General features: G+C 61.8%; 15 protein-coding genes. 6 read left to right on the top strand and 9 right to left on the bottom strand.

Annotated features, from left to right (window positions below):
• The first annotated feature begins 63 nt into the window (after nt 1-63).
• Nucleotides 64-966 (top strand): glutathione S-transferase family protein, encoded by a 903-nt coding sequence (locus tag FXB38_RS39325; protein WP_283812816.1) that lies wholly within the window; start codon nt 64-66, stop codon nt 964-966.
• Nucleotides 967-1382: 416 nt separating this feature from the next.
• Here FXB38_RS39325 and FXB38_RS39315 read toward each other — a convergent pair whose 3' ends face one another.
• Nucleotides 1383-2477 (bottom strand): AraC family transcriptional regulator, encoded by a 1095-nt coding sequence (locus FXB38_RS39315; RefSeq protein ID WP_148756276.1) that lies wholly within the window; start codon nt 2475-2477, stop codon nt 1383-1385.
• Nucleotides 2478-3101: 624 nt separating this feature from the next.
• Here FXB38_RS39315 and FXB38_RS39310 point away from each other — a divergent pair.
• Nucleotides 3102-3737 carry a MarR family winged helix-turn-helix transcriptional regulator gene (locus tag FXB38_RS39310; protein ID WP_148756275.1) on the top strand — a complete coding sequence of 212 codons (636 nt, stop codon included), beginning with the start codon at nt 3102-3104 and terminating at the stop codon, nt 3735-3737.
• 322 nt (nt 3738-4059) lie between these two features.
• Here FXB38_RS39310 and FXB38_RS43315 read toward each other — a convergent pair whose 3' ends face one another.
• Complete coding sequence (locus FXB38_RS43315) at nt 4060-4218, bottom strand: hypothetical protein (protein ID WP_187435465.1); 159 nt, start codon at nt 4216-4218, stop codon at nt 4060-4062.
• 401 nt (nt 4219-4619) lie between these two features.
• On the opposite strand from FXB38_RS43315, the gene FXB38_RS39305 reads away from it, so the two are divergent.
• Together FXB38_RS39305 and FXB38_RS39300 are read left to right on the top strand one after the other, a co-directional pair.
• Nucleotides 4620-4910: a PilZ domain-containing protein gene (locus FXB38_RS39305; protein ID WP_148756274.1), complete on the top strand. Its 291-nt coding sequence runs from the start codon at nt 4620-4622 to the stop codon at nt 4908-4910.
• 214 nt (nt 4911-5124) lie between these two features.
• Complete coding sequence (locus FXB38_RS39300; protein ID WP_148756273.1) at nt 5125-5406, top strand: hypothetical protein; 282 nt, start codon at nt 5125-5127, stop codon at nt 5404-5406.
• An 898-nt stretch (nt 5407-6304) separates the two neighbouring features.
• Here FXB38_RS39300 and fabI read toward each other — a convergent pair.
• From fabI to pflB, 5 genes are all read right to left on the bottom strand, one after another.
• Nucleotides 6305-7087, bottom strand: a complete 783-nt coding sequence (gene fabI, locus FXB38_RS39295; protein ID WP_148756279.1) for an enoyl-ACP reductase FabI — start codon at nt 7085-7087, stop codon at nt 6305-6307.
• 313 nt (nt 7088-7400) lie between these two features.
• On the bottom strand, nt 7401-8270 hold the full coding sequence (locus FXB38_RS39290) for a formate/nitrite transporter family protein (RefSeq protein ID WP_148756272.1): 870 nt from the start codon (nt 8268-8270) through the stop codon (nt 7401-7403).
• An 11-nt stretch (nt 8271-8281) separates the two neighbouring features.
• On the bottom strand, nt 8282-9883 hold the full coding sequence (locus FXB38_RS39285) for an aspartate:alanine exchanger family transporter (RefSeq protein WP_148756271.1): 1602 nt from the start codon (nt 9881-9883) through the stop codon (nt 8282-8284).
• A 31-nt stretch (nt 9884-9914) separates the two neighbouring features.
• Nucleotides 9915-10763 (bottom strand): pyruvate formate-lyase-activating protein, encoded by an 849-nt coding sequence (gene pflA, locus FXB38_RS39280; protein WP_148756270.1) that lies wholly within the window; start codon nt 10761-10763, stop codon nt 9915-9917.
• An 11-nt stretch (nt 10764-10774) separates the two neighbouring features.
• Entirely contained in the window at nt 10775-13045 is a 2271-nt protein-coding gene (gene pflB / locus FXB38_RS39275; RefSeq protein WP_148756269.1) for a formate C-acetyltransferase, read from the bottom strand.
• Between the two features lie 140 nt (nt 13046-13185).
• On the opposite strand from pflB, the gene FXB38_RS39270 reads away from it, so the two are divergent.
• Together FXB38_RS39270 and FXB38_RS39265 are read left to right on the top strand one after the other, a co-directional pair.
• Nucleotides 13186-14154, top strand: coding sequence for a phosphate acetyltransferase (locus tag FXB38_RS39270; protein WP_148756268.1), 969 nt, complete (start codon nt 13186-13188; stop codon nt 14152-14154).
• 5 nt (nt 14155-14159) lie between these two features.
• Entirely contained in the window at nt 14160-15356 is a 1197-nt protein-coding gene (locus FXB38_RS39265; protein ID WP_148756267.1) for an acetate/propionate family kinase, read from the top strand.
• 787 nt (nt 15357-16143) lie between these two features.
• Here FXB38_RS39265 and FXB38_RS43310 read toward each other — a convergent pair.
• Entirely contained in the window at nt 16144-16320 is a 177-nt protein-coding gene (locus FXB38_RS43310; RefSeq protein WP_187435464.1) for a hypothetical protein, read from the bottom strand.
• A 174-nt stretch (nt 16321-16494) separates the two neighbouring features.
• The gene (locus FXB38_RS39260) at nt 16495-16845 is read right to left on the bottom strand and encodes a septal ring lytic transglycosylase RlpA family protein (protein ID WP_246230501.1); all 351 of its coding nucleotides are present in this window, start codon (nt 16843-16845) and stop codon (nt 16495-16497) included.
• Between the last annotated feature and the right edge of the window lie 572 nt (nt 16846-17417).

Genomic DNA, 17417 nt, shown 5'->3' with positions numbered 1-17417 from the left:
GAGTTGAGAAAGTTGGGCTAGTTCGATCAGTGGTACGATACCAAGAGCACGGGTGGGCGCTTCGTGCGCCAATCCTCCACGTTCAGGAACTGGATCACTCCAGAAGGCGCGGCGGGACCGTCCGGAGCGGGAGGGTTCAAGGCGGAGCCTGGCCGCTACCACCTTTACGTCTCGCTCGCATGCCCTTGGGCTCACCGGACGCTCATCTTCCGCAAGCTCAAACGGCTCGAGTCCATGGTAGCGCTTTCGGTCGTGCACTGGCTCATGGAGGATAACGGCTGGACGTTTGCCGAGGGGCCCGGCGTTGTGCCTGACCCTGTCCAGGGCGCCCGTTTCCTGTACGAGATCTACACCCGAGCGGAGCCGCACTACACCGGACGCGTCACCGTGCCGGTGCTCTGGGACAAGGCGACGAATACGATCGTGAACAACGAATCGTCAGAGATCATCCGCATGTTCAATTCGGCCTTCGACGCCTGTGGGGCCGCCCCCGGCGACTTCTGCCCGGAGGAGCTAAGGGCGGAGATCGATGGCTGGAATACCCGCATTTACGATGCAGTGAACAATGGCGTTTACAGAGCCGGCTTCGCAACAAGCCAGGACGCCTATGAGGAAGCATTTTTCAAGCTGTTCGAGGCCCTGGATATGCTCGACGAGCATCTGGGCAGGCACCGGTATTTGATCGGACATCACCTGACCGAAGCGGACTGGCGGCTGTTCACGACGCTGCTACGGTTTGACGCGGTTTATGTTGGCCACTTCAAGTGCAACCTCCGCCGCATCGCAGATTACCCAAATCTCTCTGGCTACCTGCGAGATCTTTATCAGGTACCAGGTGTAACCGACACCGTCGATATGCGGCACATCAAGGGGCACTACTACGAGAGCCATCGCACTATCAACCCGACTGGAATCGTCGCAGCGGGCCCTCTGATGGACCTTAATCTTCCACATGGGCGCAGTTGATCGGCCAAGAAGGCGGCCTATGCTCGCGCAAGTCCAGAAGCCGGTCAGCGCCGCGTTGAATCTTTAGAAGACTCATCCCGTTAAAGGACCCATCCCGACCGCCTTCGCGGTTTAGCTGGCGATGTTGGGGGAATGCCGTTGATCTCTCTCGCATCACCAGCCCTTGCGCGAAAATATCCAACCGCGGTGCCCGCTCAGCAAGCAACCTCATCCGCGCAGTCCATTCCGGCCCGCTCGTATAGAACACCGCCAGATGCTGCTTGATCAGCGCAAGGCTTCCACGGCCATCGGGCTGACCCGCAAGGAATGTAGACAGCTGGGACTTGAGCCGGCCTGCAAACCCGAGCGCCATGCCGTCACCCTCTCTCCGCTCCACACTCGGCGAGTCCTCCGCTCGTCGAATTAATCAACGGCAACTAGGGCTTTTCGCTGCAACTCAGCTTGTGTTGAGACCTTGACCGGAACTGCCGTGGTGTCATTCCGGTCCATCGCTTGAACGCGTGTGTGAGGGAACTCAGTTCGCGATAGCCAAGCAGCCAAGCAACTTCGGACACGGGAAGCTGCTCCTCTTCGAGATAGCGCTTTGCGAGCGCGACCCGCAACTGATCAAGAATTTCAGCGAAGGATGTCTTCTCTTCGCGAAGCTTGCGCGACAACGTGCGGGTACTCAGTCCCACTTGCCGCGCGACTTCCTTCGCGACGCCTCTCCCGTGAGGCAGCAGTGTGGTAAGCGTCTTCTCGACTCTCGAACGGAGCGTCGCGCCCTGCGGCGCTTTCCGTATCAACGCTTCATCCGCGTAGTGTCGCAACAGATCGTGCAGATAGCCGTCGCGACCGACCAGCGGGAGCAGTGCCACCGGCACCGGAAAAGAGATCACATCGCCGTCCGCGCCGAACTCAACGTCCCTGCCAAAGAACGTTCTAAATTCGGGGGGCATCCCGGCTCGCAGGTGCCTCACTTGGAGCCTGGAGGGCACCAGACGGCCCTCCGTCACCTGCCTGCAGATCCGCACCAGCGTCACGATCCAGAATTCGATCTGTTGCCGCTCGCCCCTTCGATCGACTCCGACATATTCGAGGGCAATGGTCGCAGTATGCCCCTCCATCTCGAAACGCAGTCGGACTCCATCATTCATGATCCGGCTGTAACGTTCCGCGGCACGAACCGCATCAGCGACATTCTCCGACGAAGCCATAACGTAGTAGACAAGGCCGATCTCACGCAAATCAAAGCTCCGGGCGAGCCGGAAGCCCAAGATGTCGTCCTCCAATTCTTGGGCAGCCAATTCCAGAATCTTGATCTGGGTCGCAACCTCGAGCCGGACTGCAGGGTCGCGGAAGTCGTTCAGCGTCAATCCAGCCTTAGACAGCAGCGCAGCTGTGTCTTGGCCAGAGGCATCGATGCGCGCGCAAGCCAGCCGTGCAATACCGCCCGTCGCGCTAGGTATCGCACTCAGGCTTCCCGCCGACCTATAGCTCGCTCGTGCCCTGCTCAAGATGTCAAAGCCCACATCTCTGGCGAGTCATCATAAGGGGATCCCCGCACTTCCACATAGAAACATTCCCCCGCAGTGCCCTTTCAGGTCTGCCCGACTGCGTATCTCCGGAACGCCCAAGCGCTGCTCCTGAAGCCGCTTTTCCGACGGGAACTCAAAAGATCGCGGGGCTTCGATTTCTTCCAGATACCTGAGGTCATCTCGTTCGCAATGTTTGACCTAGGTCAAGCACTGGGCGACGGCGATCCAAGGTTGACCCGTCGCAGGGTATCCAGGTCGCTACTTTACACAGGCGCATCGGCCCCTTCAGAGCTCTTGCGACGCAATGGATTTGTGGCCTCAAAGAACAAAAATCTGGCGACCTCTAGCAAGCGCGTGTCTGCCGATTGCGGCTATGTCCGGCCGACCTTAACCCATGCTCAGGCTAATGCCCGAGCAACGCCCGCGGTTGGTCAATGCCCCGAAAGACACTAGGATTGAATTTTGATTGACGGCACCACGCTTTACGCGAAGGGAGAGCACGGTGCATGTGTCAGACATTGCGGGCGGTGTACTTCTCGCAAACGGCTCGTGCGAGACGACGGAAGGCGGCTCCGGGGCGCCCCCGACGTTATGACTTACGGTATAAGGTAGGAATTCATGCCATTGGCAAGAGAGGCCGTGGAGCTGCTAATTCAAGCGTCGAGGGTTTGGTATTTCGAAGGCAATCAGCATGGATTGCGCGACCGGGAATGGATGGCGCTACGCTTTCTCGGCCGCGCCAACAGGTTTTCGCGCAACCCGTCCGCGGTCGCCGGCTTCATCAGCGCCACAAGGGCGACTGCATCGCAGATCGTGAAGACCCTGGAGGGCAAGTCCTTCCTGGTTCGAAAACCGTCCCAAAGGGACAAGCGTTCTGTTGTCCTCCATGTAACTGCGCAGGGCGAGAAGTGCCTGAATCAGTACGATCCGGTCAATCGCGTGCTGAACGCGGTCACGGCGCTCGGACCCGACGAGTGCGTCAGGCTGCGCGATTTGCTGCAGGAGATCCTCAATCACCTGGACGAGGCACGTCAGCGGCTCGATGCCGGCGTCTGCCGGAACTGCATGTTTCTTGCCGAGCGCAGGCCGAGTACCGGCAAGAGGCGCGCAACGGCGGAATTCTTGTGCCGCCTGTACCGCGCCCCGGTTTCGCTGGAGGAGACCGAACTGCTCTGCACCAATTTCGAGCGCACCCGCGACCGACCCAAACTCGAGGAAGATTTCGACCGCGCGCGCGTGGCGAGCCAGGAGTGAGGCTCGCGTAATTTCCGGCACGGATCCTGCGCATAGCTTGCGGAAAACTTCGCAGCGATGGCCATCTCTGGAAGGCGCATATCGAGCCTTTTTCCGAGACAAGCTGCACCGCGCAAGGATGCCGCAAACTTGTCGCGGTGCTCGCCGGGATGGCTGTCGGCATAAAAACGCATCGCCATGGCCAGCCTTCCGCGGCGCCGGGGTTGCGACACTTTTGCGATCGTGCCGACATGCAAGGCGCTGCAATTGGATACGTCAGCAATTGACCGGGTGCAGATTTGCGAAGGGAGACAGACCAGCAGCCTCAAAGGTCCGCGCAGCCCTACTTATCCAGATCCAGCAACAGCGGCGGTACCCAGGTAAACTGCGCCGGCGGCTGCTCAGGCCGTTTAACTCGCGCCCTTTCGATGCGATCAAGTTCGCGGATGATGACTGCGAGTTCGCGCTCGATTTCTGACATGCGCTTTTGGCTGATGGGCACGGTGACGCTCCTCGGTCGGGTTGCGGTCACCGCAATTTGCTACCGCGCAAAGGATTGGCCCGCATAGTGTCTCATGGGGCATTGACCTATGGTGCACCCTTCTCGAAACGGGACACTCGCGGCCTGTCCCCAGGGACAATTGAAATCGCCGCCGCGATATCGATAATTGATGCAGGTCGAGCCTCTCCCGAGGCCTGCCCTAACCAGCCGCCAAGCCCCGGCCTGACCCACATCCTCAACCCAAGGCCGGCGCTTTTTTCTCGGCTACGCGAGGCGCTCGGTAATCCCGACAATTTTAAAAAGTTAGCGGTCCTCACTTTTAAAGGCAGCTCTGCGGTCTACGCTGCGCCGGTTGTCGACTCCGAAGTTTTTCCACGCCGGTTAATTTGGGAGATGTTGCGATGCTTGAACGACGAACGCTCGAACGCATTGAACTCAACCAACTGGCGTTGGTCCACGTCGACGGTGTTCGCGGCGTTCATCCCTGCTTGGTGATGAACCTCCACGGTGATGGGGCCAAGCTTCATTCATCCACGCATCACACCGTCGCCCACAAATTTGCGCTGTCCCTGGATGGCTTCAACACGACGCGGTATTGCCGTGTAGTGTGGCGGGACGGAAATACCTGCGGTGTGAAATTTGTCGATCGAGGCGGTGCTCTCGACGAACGAGCTAATCGGGTCAACGCCTGACACCGAAGCATGCTTCGCTTCTGGCCACCGAGCACCGCGCAATGAGCAAAGCGACATTGCGCGAGGCCGTGACCATTTTACCAGAGATGGCCCTTTAACCGTGAATCGTGTTTTCGCTGCCAGCGACGCAGAGAGAGCGATATCGTCTGCGCTGTTTAAACATGCTGTTCCTGAGAGTGCCAAAGCCAGCGCCGCTACGGACTGAGGATTGCACATGATCAAGCACTCCACAGATGGCCTGCTGTTTTTTGAAGGCCGAGAAATACGAATTGCGGCTTACAGCGTTAGCCGGACACACGCCCAAATCCATGCTGAAGGTATGGGTCTGCTTCCGATAGAATTCTACATCACGTTCGACGGCTTTCTCACAGTTGCAAAAAGTCGACTTGTGTGGAGATGGGAGGACGACATCAGTGTTATCTTTGAAAGGTGGCTGGATATTCGCCAGCGTCTCGTGATCGAGGATCGCGCTGGCTTCTCGCGCACCGATTTCTGAATGTGAGCGACGGGGTGAGAGCGGCGCGAGGTCCGGCGGTGGCGGTGATGGTCGGGTGAGCTGGCACAAACTGCATAGACATCCTTGGCGCGGCGAGAGCTTCTTAATAGTCGGTAGAGGTGTCGGGGAAACACCATGATCAGCTTGACCCGCGTCTTTGACGTCGCCGTGCTCGCGGTGAGCACGTTCAACGTCGTGCTGGTGGCATTGCTTATCTTTTCCTTAGTATCGTAGAGGTAAACGGCGATAACTCTTCTGCCGACATGGACCTGAGGTGTCGGCCGCGAATTTGTGACAGGCTATTGATTTCGACGCTCGTCGCCCGGATCGAGCGGCGATGACGGATAGGTTCTGCTGTCCTCGCTTCGGTGCCGTCATACAGGCCCGCCGAGGCGGGCCCTGTGCGCGACGCCAGGCGGTCGCCCCCCTTGGCGCGACGAGTAAGCGCCTCAATTTCACCATCCGACTCAGGCTTTGGTTGTATTCGTTGCCGGCGTCTCGTCTGCGACGGTTAAGTTGATCCCGAACCGACGCCCGACGAAGCGGAGCCGAAGGCCCGGAGAGAACCCCATCAAACCGGGCCTTTGCGCTCCAAAGGAATATTTGACCGCTCCGACAGACGGAAGGTAGCTCAGTTCGAGCGGCCTCGCAGCTTCCTCATGATCTTCCGCAGATCGTCTGCGTATCGCTCCGCAAAGTGTCGCGTTGCCTCTGCGTTATCGCTCAGACTCCGGCGCGTCTTTGCCCGGGTCGTCCTCAGGTTCATCCATGTCCTTTGTACGATGACAGGCGGTAATGGTTTCAAGCCAGTCAGGCCCCTTGAGATTCAAGCCTCGCCACTGAAGTCAAAAAAGCCGGCCAGTAGCCCTGAAAGCGTGAGCAAAGCGCCGACGATGAGTCAGTCGACCACGTGGTATCCGCCGTCGATATAGATGGTATCCCCGGTAATGAGCCTCGCAACGTCGTGTGCGAGGAAGGCGGTGGCAGCGCCGACGTCCTCGATGCTCACAAGGCTACGCGCCGGCGCCTTGGCTTTGGCCTTCTCGAGCAGCTTGTCGAACTCAGGAATGCCTGACGCGGCGCGGGTCGCCAAAGGCCCCGGAGATATCGCGTGTACCCTGATGCCCTTCGGGCCAAGTTCTGCGGATGCGTACCTCACCGCGCTCTCCAGCGCCGCTTTAGCGACGCCCATTACATTGTAGTTCCTCACCACTGCGCGGCTGCCATAGTAGGTCATCGTGAAGAGGGTGCCGCCCTTCTTCATCAGAGGTTCGGCGAGCTTGGCCATGCGCAGGAAAGTCCAGCAGGACACGTGCATGGTGGTCAGGAAGCCGTCCAGCGGCACGTCGATGACCCGGCCTTGAAGCGTTTCCTTCGGCGCGAAGGCGATCGAGTGCACCACGAAATCCAGGCTGCCCCACTCCTTGCCGATGCGCTCGAAGACCGCCTCCATCTGGCCTGGGACTTGTGCATCGAGCGGCATGACGATCGGAGCTTCGAGCGCATGCGCCAGCGGCTCGACGTGCTTCCTGGCTTTGTCGTTTAGGTAGGTGACGGCGAGTTCGGCGCCGAAGGCGCGGAAAGCCGCAGCGCAGCCCCACGCAATTGACTTGTCATTCGCTATGCCCACGACCAGTCCCTTCTTACCCTCGAGCAGCTTGGCCTTGACCGCAGGAATCAGGCGGGCCCTTCCTTTCTTCGGCTGGTCTAGGGACTCGCCGCGCGCATAGCGCTGCGCCGCCTGCTTCAGGGTCGCGAAGGCTTGGCTCCGGTCTTTGGCCTCTGCGGTCCTGGCGATCTCCTCGCCGTTCACCTTGAGTTGACCCTCACCCCATGGCGCGACGCTGATCTCGAAGCGGTCTTTGCCGGAGACGGCGAAGAACTGCTGAAGAGTGGCTCCCTTGCCTACGGGTATCTCTCGGTTCGGCTCCCAGTCGGCATTCCGCAGCGGCATGACCATGATCCTTTTGCTCGAGGTTTTCCAAATCCGGTATCTACTTGCCGCCAAGTTGCTCCTTGCCGAATGCCGCACGGTAGATCGTCCAGTACGCGATGCCGACCATGCCGGCGCCGCCCACGACATTGCCGAGAGTCACCGGAACGAGGTTGTGGAGGATCCCGGTAGCGGTGATCGCCGAGCTGTCGAACCCCTCCGGCGCGTGCCCCATGCGTACCAGCAGCCAGGCGAGCGGTAAGAAGTACATGTTGGCGACGCAATGCTCGAAGCCAGCCGCAATGAAGGCGGAGACCGGCAGCACCACCGCCACGATTTTGTCGGTGACCGACCGGCCGGCATAGGCGAGCCAGACCGCCGCGCAGACCAGCACGTTGCACAAGATGCCCTTGACGAACAGCGACAAGACGTCGGGCCGGATCTTGCCGGCGGCCGTGTTCAGCACCGACAGGCCAACGCGCCCGTCGTTCATGTCGAGGTGGTGAGATAGGAAAACCAGGACGACCAGGCCGAGAGCGCCGAGGAAGTTGCCGATAAAGATCACGGTCCAGTTGCGTAGCATTGTCAACGTCGAGACCTTGCCGCTGGCCCAAGCCATCACGATCAGATTGTTGCCGGTGAACAGTTCGGCGCCGCCGACCAGCACGAGCACCAGACCGAGTGTAAAGGCGAGCCCGCCGAGCAGCCGCGTCGCCGCAAAGCCCAGCGTAGGATCGGAGGCGATGATGGTATAGTAAAGTGCGCCGAAGCCCACCCCGCCGCCGGCGACCACCGCGAGCATCAGGGATGCCGCGAACGGCAGCTGCGCCTTCTTGACCCCGACCTTCTCAACCGCCTCCTTGATCTCGGCCGGGCTGAAGGCCTGAAGATTGAAGATCGCGGGCTGCGGCGCGGGCGCTCGGTCCGACATCCCCAGGCTCCTCAGCCGGCCGCGCCGCCGCCCGCGAGCAGGCCGACGATCTGCGCGGCGAGCACCTTCACCAGCGTCATCGACGGGAAGATCATGGCGTAGCCGATGTCGGGGCGTTCGGTCGGCGCCATTTTGGTCGAATACACTAGGATGGCCGGATTTCCGGTCGCGCCGGAAGCGACGCCGACGAGGTCGTCGTAGGGAATCCTCATGACGTAGTGGCCGACCAGAAGCACGATGGCGACGGTGGTCAGGAGCACCGCGACGCCGATGAACAGCATCGTGAACCCCGATTCGGACACGGTCCGGACAAACGGCTGCCCCGCGTTGACGCCGACGGTGGCGAGGAACATCGCGAGGCCGAAGTTGCGCAGCACTATGTTGGCCGGGAGGGGCATCGTCCACAGCATCGGGCCGGTGCGGCGCAGCCTGCCGAGGATGAGCGCGACGATCAGCGGGCCGCCCCCGATGCCGAGAGTGACGACGCCGATGCCCGGGATCGGAATGGGAATGAGCCCGAGGAGCACGCCCATCACCATGCCGAGCCCCAGCGAGACGTAGCTGAACTCGGCTGCCGCCTTCACCGTGTCGCCGAAATGGCGCCGGATCTCCTCCTTCTTATCGGGCGGCGTCAGCACGCCGACCCGGTCTCCGAACTCGAGCATCAGATCCGGCGCAGGCACCAGGTCCGCGTCGTAGCGCCGCACGTGCAGAAGATGTGTCGGATAGCCAGCTGGCATCGGCAAGTTCGAGAGCGGCACGCCGACGACAGATGCCTTGCCGACAAAGACGCGGATGTAGTCGAGGTCGGCCCGGTCGCTGGCGAGCCGTCCGGGCTCCAGCCGGCCCACCTGGGCTGCGGCCTGAGCGATGTCCTCCTGTCGCTCCGCGCTCACCATAACCGCATCGCCTGCGGCGAGTACGGCGTTAGCAGACGGCACGAAGTTGCGGCCGTCCTGGCGCAGCATGGTCACCTGCACGCTTCCGAGCGGTCCGGACATCACGTCGCCCAGGGTTTGTCCGGCGAAGCTCTCGCCGATCGCGATCTCGCCCATGTGGAAACGCTGCGTCTTGGCGGGAAATTTCGGCTTCACCCGGCGGGTCATGAAGTAGATGCAGAGAATGGGCCCGAGGACGCCGAATGGATAGGCGATCGAGTAGCCGATGGACGGATCCTTGTTCTTCATCACGTCAAGCGCCGCCTGCAGCGAGGCGGTGCTGGTCATCGACCCGGCATAGAGGCCGAGCGTGTGTCCGAGCCTGATTCCGAAGACGTGTCCGAGTCCGAGCGCGACCGCCAGGCCCGCCAGACAGGCGACCAGCGCCAAAAGGTTGTACTTCTGTCCGGAACCGAAGATGCCTTCGAAGAACTGGCGTCCGTACAGAATGCCGATACCGTACAGAAACATGATTAGCCCGGTGAGGCCGATCGGGCCGATGATCTGGGCCTTCGGCGCGAACGCGCCGATGGCCAGGCCTACGAACAGGACCGCTCCCACACCGAGCGAGAAGCCCGCGACGCTGATCTGGCCGACCAGATAGCCGAGGCCAATCGCGAGGAACGCCGTCAGGATCGGCTGGCTTCCGATGATGTCGCGCGCAAGATCCAGCATGTTCGCTCCCGGCCCCGCCGGCTCCCTCTTATCAACGCACGTTGCAACCCGCGTCACGGAACTGACCGATCACGCGATTCACGAGCTCCTTACTTGCCGGTGGCGTGGCGGCGAGCTTGTACGGCAGTCCCATCGCCTCCCATTTGAAAGCGCCCATCTGATGGAAGGGTTGGACCTCGACCCATTCGACGTTCTTCATCGGTGCGACGAGGCGGGCGATACCCTCGACGTTGGCTGGATCATCCGTCTCGCCCGGCACGAGCGTAAATCGCACCCACACCGGTTTTGACATGGCCGCAAGACGTTCGGCAAAGCGAACCGTGGGCGCCAGATCCCGCCCTGTAACACGCCGGTACGTCTCTGGATCCGAGCTCTTGATGTCCAGAAGCACGAGATCGACCTCCGACAGGAAGGCATCGTCGGCGCGGTCTCCCAGGAAGCCGGAGGTCTGGATCGCAGTGTGTAGCCCCATCCTCCGGGCCCCCGCCAAGATGAGCCTGGTGAAGGCGATCTGCACCATCGGCTCGCCACCGGATACAGTCAGGCCGCCGCCCAGCGCATTGATCGACGGCGCGAAGCCTTCCAGACGGCGCAGCACCTGGTCGACTGACACATGGGTGCCGTCCTTGAGGTGCCAGGTGTCCGGGTTGTGGCAATAGGTGCAGCGAAGGAGACAGCCGGACACGAATAGCACCACCCGCAGTCCCGGACCGTCGTAGCGCGACGAGGTCTCGTAGGAATGGCAGTAGCCGAAGGTGCCTCGCTCGTCCTTGACGTCGTCGTCCGCCGGCGCGTCCGGAGAAAGGCCGACCCGCAGGTCGTGTCGGCTGCCCGCCTTCAGCTCCTCTGTCTGCCTGGCCGCACCTCGGGGCGTCGACATGGCGGCCCGGCTCATATCTGGCCATGGAAGGTGCGGCTGATGACGTCGTGCTGTTGCTCCGGCGTCAAACGGACGAAGTTCACGGCATAGCCCGAAACCCGGATGGTGAGCTGCGGATACTTGTCGGGGTTCTTCATCGCATCCTCGAGCGTCTCCTTGTCGATCACGTTGAGGTTCATATGGAAACCGCCCCGGTCGAAATAGACATCGAAGGCCTTCACCGCTTCGTCGACCAGCTCATTTTCCGACAGGTGAGCCTTCTGCGGCGCGACCGACACGGTGTAGCTGATACCATCCTGCGCGTCCTTGTAAGGAAGCTTGGCGACCGACAGGCAGGAGGCGAGCCAGCCGTGGCTATCACGGCCGTGCATCGGATTGGCGCCGGGACCGAACGGCTCGCCCTTCCGGCGGCCATCAGGGGTGTTTCCCGTCGCCTTGCCATACACCACGTTGGAAGTGATCGTGAGCACGCTCTGAGTATGCGTGGCGTTGCGGTAGGTCGGGTGCTTGCGGATCTTCTCCATGAAGCTCGTGACGATGTCCGAGGCGATCATGTCGACCTTGTCGTCGTTGTTGCCGAACTGCGGCGTCGCGGTATTGTCGACGTTCTGGTAGTCCACGACCAGACCGGTCTCGTCCCGCATGACCCGGATCTTGCCGTACTTCATCGCGCTGAGGCTGTCGGCCACCACCGAAAGCCCGGCAATCCCGAACGCCATGGTGCGCAGGATATCGCGGTCGTGCAGCGCCATCTCGAGGCGCTCGTAGAAATACTTGTCGTGCATGTAGTGGATGCAGTTCATGGCGTGGACGTAGGTCTTGGCCAACCATTCCATGGTGATGTCGAACTTGGCCATGACCTCGTCGTAGTCGAGGAACTCGCTTGTGACCGGCATGGTCTGGGGCGCGATCTGGTCGCCCGACACCTCGTCGCGGCCGCCGTTGATCGCGTAAAGCAAGGCCTTCGCCAAATTCACGCGGGCACCGAAGAACTGCATCTGCTTGCCAAGTCGCATAGCCGAGACGCAGCAGGCGATGCCGTAGTCGTCCCCCCAGAAGGGGCGCATCAGATCGTCGTTTTCGTACTGCAGCGAGGAGGTGTCCTTGCTAACCTTCACGCAGTAGCGTTTGAACGGAGGCGGCATGTGCTTCGACCATAACACCGTGATGTTCGGCTCGGGCGCAGGGCCGAGATTGTAGAGCGTGTGCAGCATCCGGTAGCTGCTCTTGGTCACCAACGCGCGGCCGTCGAGATCCATTCCGCCTACGCATTCCGTCGCCCAGTAGGGATCACCCGAGAACAGCGCGTCGTAATCCGGCGTTCGCAAGAAGCGGACGATGCGCAGCTTCTGCACCAATTGGTCCCAGAGCTCCTGGGCCCGCGCCTCGTCGAGCATGCCCGCCTTCAGGTCGCGCTCGATGTAGATGTCGAGGAAGCTCGATATCCGGCCTATGGACATCGCGGCGCCGTTCGCTTCCTTGATCGCGCCGAGATAGGCGAAATAGGTCCACTGGAAGGCCTCCTGAGCGTTCGCGGCCGGCTTGGAGATGTCGTGGCCGTAGCGGTTGGCCATCTCGCGCAGATCCTCCAGCGCGCGCACCTGCTCGGCAAGCTCCTCGCGGGTCCGGATGATTTCGTCGGTCGGCCACATGTCGTCGATCTGCGCCCGCTCGGCGCGCTTCGCCCCCAGCAGGCGGTCGACTCCGTAGAGCGCGACCCGCCGGTAATCGCCGATGATTCGACCACGCCCGTAGGCGTCCGGGAGGCCGGTGATGATCCCCGACCTGCGGCAGGCCATGATCTCCGGCGTGTAGGCGTCGAACACGCCGTCATTGTGGGACTTCCGGTACTTGGTGAACGCCTCGTGCACCGCCGCATCCGGCTCGAAACCCGCAGCCTTCAGCCCCGCCTCGACCATGCGAAGCCCTCCGTAGGGGAAGATCGCTCGCTTGAACGGCTGGTCAGTCTGGAGGCCTACGACGATCTCGTTGTCACGATCGATGTATCCTGGCTCGTGCGCGAGCATGTTGGAGGGGTTCTTCGCATCCACGGCGAGCACGCCCTTCTTCCGCTCGTCCGCGAAATAAGGCTGCAGCTTCGCCCATACATCCTTGGTGCGCTGGGAGGGACCGGCAAGGAAATCCTCGTCGCCTGTAAACGGCGTGACGTTCCGAACGATGAAGTCGCGCACATCGATCGAGGTCTGCCAATGACCCGGCACGAACCCGCTCCAACCGTCTGCGCTGTCGTGTTCCATCTTGAGCGCGGCGCCTGATTTCATGTTGAGCCTCCCATCGGCATCTTCTTGGGTGGTCAATGGTGAGATCCGCCGAGGGGCGGCATCGTTGATCTAAATCAATCTTGAAGGAGCTTCATGGCGCCAGCTGTTGTTCCACTAGTCCGCGCACGCTCGAGGCCGACATGTCGAATGCCAGCACGAATGCCCAAACCGGCAGTCCGAGCAAGTACGACACTCTGATCGCGGCGACCAACTCGATCGATCCCGTTCAGACCATCGTGGTGCACCCCTGCGACGAGACTTCCCTGCGCGGCGTCCTCGACAGCGCCGGCGCGGGCATCATCCGGCCGATCCTGGTGGGACCTGAGGGCAAGATCAGAAACACGGCCGACACTCACGGGCTCGACATCGCCGGCATCGAGATCGTCGATGCCCTCCACAGCGAGGCAGCCGCCGCCAAGGCCGTCGAACTGATCCACGCCGCGCGCGGCGAGTTGCTGATGAAAGGCAGTCTGCACACCGACGAGCTGATGCGCAGCATCACGGCTAAGGCTGGCGGTCTACGCACCGACCGCCGCGTAAGCCACGTCTTCGTGATGGACGTCCCGGCTTACGCCGAGACTATTTTCGTGACGGACGCCGCGATCAATATCTTTCCGGACCTCGACGGCAAGCGGGACATCATCCAGAACGCTATCGACCTGTTCGTTCAGGCCGGCTTCGGCACGGCCCCCCGGGTCGCGATCCTGTCTGCGGTGGAGACCGTGACCGCCAAGATCCCCTCGACGATAGAGGCGGCCGCGCTCTGCAAGATGGCCGACCGCGGCCAGATCACGGGCGGCGTGCTGGATGGGCCGCTGGCGTTCGACAACGCGATCGACCCGGACGCCGCCAGGATCAAGGGCATCGAATCCGAGGTCGCCGGCCGGGCGCAGATACTGGTTGTGCCGAATCTCGAAGCCGGCAACATGCTGGCCAAAAATCTCGCCTACTTCGCCAAGGCCGACAGCGCCGGAGTGGTTCTCGGCGCCAAGGTCCCGGTGGTGCTGACGTCGCGGGCGGATTCGCCTAGGGCCCGAATGGCATCCTGCGCCGTGGCTGCGCTCCATGCCGACGCGTGCCGGCGCCGTGCGCGCGCAGCCGCGGTGTGACAGCCATGGACACGATCCTCGTCGTAAATGCGGGCTCCTCCAGCGTCAAATTCCAGGTGTTCTCCGTCGATGGACGCGGCGCGCTCGAGCGGCAGATCAAGGGCCAGGTCGACGGCGTCGGGACCCGCCCGCGGATGCGCGCGGCTGACGCGGGCGGAGGCGTGATCGCGGACCGCAGCTATCCGGCCGAGCAGGCGCTCGACGTCTCCTCCGCGCTCGGCATAGCGGGCACATGGCTGCGGGAGGAACAGCGGATCGCGCCGGTCGCCGTCGGCCACCGGGTCGTGCACGGCGGCCCCGATTACGATGGTCCGGTCCTGCTGGATGGCGCCGTAGTGTCGCGCCTGGACCGCCTCTCTCCTCTGGCACCGCTCCACCAACCGCACAACCTGGCGCCGATCCGCTCAATCATGGCGAACTTCCCCGATCTTCCCCAGGTCGCCTGCTTCGACACCGCCTTCCACCGCAGCCACGGCGCGTTGGCGGACCACTACGCCATTCCTTTCGGTCTCTACGCCGAAGGTATCCGCCGCTACGGCTTTCACGGGCTTTCCTACGAATACATCGCGACCGAGCTGCAGAAGGTGGCGCCGGGAATCGCCGATGGCCGGGTCGTCGTTGCCCATCTGGGCAGCGGCGCCTCAATGTGCGCGCTACGAAAGGGACGCAGCGTCGACAGCACGATGGGCTTCACCGCGCTCGACGGACTGACGATGGGGACCCGTCCGGGCCAGATCGACCCGGGCGTAATCCTTCATTTGCAGACTGCCAAGGGAATGTCGGCTGCCGACGTGCAGAACTTTCTCTACCGCGAGTGCGGCCTCAAAGGCCTGTCGGGAATCAGCAACGACATGCGGGACCTGGTAACGAGCGACGACCCCCATGCCATCCTGGCGGTCGAGCACTTCGTGCACAGGGCCGCCCTTAACGTGGCGATGCTCGCCGGCGCGCTGCAGGGGCTGGACGCGCTCGTTTTCACCGCCGGCATCGGTGAGAACTCGGCGCACATTCGAGCCCGCATCGCAGACAAGCTCGGCTGGCTCGGCGCCGGCGTCGATGCAAAGGAGAATGCGCGCCACGCGACGGAAATCTCGACGCCGGACAGCCGCATTCCGATCTATGTGGTTCCGACCGACGAGGAGCGGATGATCGCTCGGCACACCGTCGCGATGCTGGCCAACGCGCCGCCCAGCCTCGGATGAGGCGGAGGCAGCAGTCTCCGCGTGCTCAGAGAGCGGTGATGATCCGACGCAGATGCTCGACCGTCTCGGCGTCCGGATGATGGTAAAAGGCAAGCTCCGTAGACTGCACGCCCAGAGCGTGCACTCCGCGAGTGCGCGATAAACTGGCGTTGGGCCAGTGTTCATCGTCTTCAAATTGCAGATGGCCCCACGCAGTCGGCTCCCATTTTTCTGATCTTCACGGCATCGACGCCGACCTTGCGGACCTTGCAGACGCAGCGCGCATTCCCGCTACTCATTCAAGCAGGCACTCGCGACCCGCTGGCATTCACGCACTGCCACAAGGTGCACTAGTCAAATCCTGAGTTTCTGCTTGTCTACGGTGCGCCTTGCCGATTCTTTCCAGCCCCAAAGCTTCCCGAATTGGCGAGAACGTACAGGCGCCGGCGCAGCACCCGCTTTGCCGGGGCCACGGACGCGGAGATAGTCCAGGACTATGGACCCAGAGGCAGTTCGGCAACGAGGTTCGGCGTTGGCTCGCCCCTGGGCAGAGCATGGTTAGCGCACGAGCTTGCTACCATGGTCAGCGGATCGTTCGATGATCACAGCGAAATTCTGTTTATCTGATCAGTTTGTCGGCGGCTTGCGCGAAGGCGCGTTGCACGTCTGGCGCGGAGATAAGCCGCAGCCATAGTCGAGGCCCCGAGTGTGGCTCGGGGCTCGCCCGCCGACAATAATAGATGTCACGCCAGATGATCCGCTGCTGATCCAAAGGCGCCGATCGTGCACCGAGAAACGACAGTACCATTCAGCCGCGCTTACCCGGTTGTCGTTCTAGGCGCAGCCTCTGCGCCCTCATGCGCCGTATCTCTTCATTGAGAGCTTCTGTCTTTTCATCGAGGCGTGGTTTTTTCGATTTCTGCTGGTCGCGCTCACGTATCTTTTCGAGCGCTTTCTCAACCGAGAGCTTGGTCGTATCGGCCATCACGAACTCCTTTAGAAGCAGGCTACTAGCCCGTTACTCCGGTCCTCGATGCAGTCGTCGTCTGATCCATAGGCGGGCGACTTCTCTTTTGTAACGGACCCGCAGTAGTTTGAAAGAAATCAAAATAGAACCTGCCAACTTCCCTTTTGGGGCATTGATCTATCTCAAACGTCCCTACGCAACGGATCCCATTTGCACAATAGTCGCGGTCACGTTGCGATGAGTGCAGCGACAGCCGAGGGCACTCGCGGCCGCAGGTGATAGATCAAGGAACGCGCCGGTGAATGGACCCCGATCGGTTACCGTGACTTGGAGCGACCGGCCACCGCTCTGAACGATCAGGACGGTGCCGAAGGGCAGCGTCCGTTGGGCGGCGGTCATTGCAGCGCAGTTGAGCACGCCCCCGGAGGCTGTTCGGCGACCGCACAGGCGGTCACTCCCGCCGTAGTAAGTGGCGCTCCCGGAGAGACGATGCGCCTCGGCCACGGAAGAGAGCGAGAGAAGGACGATGCCGGTCACGACCATGCGTTTCATGCGGGGTCCCTCGGCTATGAAAGAGGTGCTGCGACAGTGTCGCGCCACCGCTAAGTCCAGTCGGAGGTCCTAGGGCCCGGCGCAGGAGGTGAAGCAGTCGACCAAGCCAATAAGCGCCTGATAACTCTGTTGATCGGCAAAGGTGCCGGAAATGGGGCAAAATGGAATGCGAGGTGGAGCAGCTCGTAGCGGCATCGCCGGTGGAGGACGGCAACAACACTCCGTGCGCATCATCAACGCGAGATGTCGGGTGCCATCGAAGCATGCTGGCAGATGTTCTCTTGAATTATTAAGCAAGCCAAGCAGTGGGGCTTTTTCTTTGCAGGGCGTACTAAGCGAGGACATGAAGCAATAACTGGTACCGGTACCTGGTCGCTTTTAATCCCGGCTAACCGCCCCCAGGGTCACCCACCCTCTCCCCGACGGCGGCCCACCGCGAGGCCCCATTTGTTGCGCGCTGTGCGTGGCGGTCCGCCCATCCATGATCCATGATGATCGTCTCGCGTCGGCCACACGTGTATGCGCAGGAAGAACAAGCGAGGACACCGCGGCGACATCGGATT

The sequence above is a fragment of the Bradyrhizobium cytisi genome, assembly GCF_008123515.1.
GTDB classification, from domain to species: Bacteria; Pseudomonadota; Alphaproteobacteria; order Rhizobiales; family Xanthobacteraceae; genus Bradyrhizobium; species Bradyrhizobium cytisi.
The sequence above is the reverse complement of the archived record's forward strand: the minus strand, read 5'-3'. Positions and strand labels throughout refer to the sequence as shown.

What these genes read in the sequence shown, in the direction of transcription:
- FXB38_RS39310 (WP_148756275.1), top strand. Translation starts at nt 3,102, where the DNA reads ATGCCATTGGCAAGAGAGGCCGTGGAGCTGCTAATTCAAGCGTCGAGG.
- FXB38_RS39305 (WP_148756274.1), top strand. Translation starts at nt 4,620, where the DNA reads ATGCTTGAACGACGAACGCTCGAACGCATTGAACTCAACCAACTGGCG.
- FXB38_RS39300 (WP_148756273.1), top strand. Translation starts at nt 5,125, where the DNA reads ATGATCAAGCACTCCACAGATGGCCTGCTGTTTTTTGAAGGCCGAGAA.
- FXB38_RS39290 (WP_148756272.1), bottom strand. Translation starts at nt 8,270, where the DNA reads ATGTCGGACCGAGCGCCCGCGCCGCAGCCCGCGATCTTCAATCTTCAG.
- FXB38_RS39285 (WP_148756271.1), bottom strand. Translation starts at nt 9,883, where the DNA reads ATGCTGGATCTTGCGCGCGACATCATCGGAAGCCAGCCGATCCTGACG.
- pflA (WP_148756270.1), bottom strand. Translation starts at nt 10,763, where the DNA reads ATGTCGACGCCCCGAGGTGCGGCCAGGCAGACAGAGGAGCTGAAGGCG.
- pflB (WP_148756269.1), bottom strand. Translation starts at nt 13,045, where the DNA reads ATGAAATCAGGCGCCGCGCTCAAGATGGAACACGACAGCGCAGACGGT.
- FXB38_RS39270 (WP_148756268.1), top strand. Translation starts at nt 13,186, where the DNA reads ATGTCGAATGCCAGCACGAATGCCCAAACCGGCAGTCCGAGCAAGTAC.
- FXB38_RS39265 (WP_148756267.1), top strand. Translation starts at nt 14,160, where the DNA reads ATGGACACGATCCTCGTCGTAAATGCGGGCTCCTCCAGCGTCAAATTC.
- FXB38_RS43310 (WP_187435464.1), bottom strand. Translation starts at nt 16,320, where the DNA reads ATGGCCGATACGACCAAGCTCTCGGTTGAGAAAGCGCTCGAAAAGATA.
- FXB38_RS39260 (WP_246230501.1), bottom strand. Translation starts at nt 16,845, where the DNA reads ATGGTCGTGACCGGCATCGTCCTTCTCTCGCTCTCTTCCGTGGCCGAG.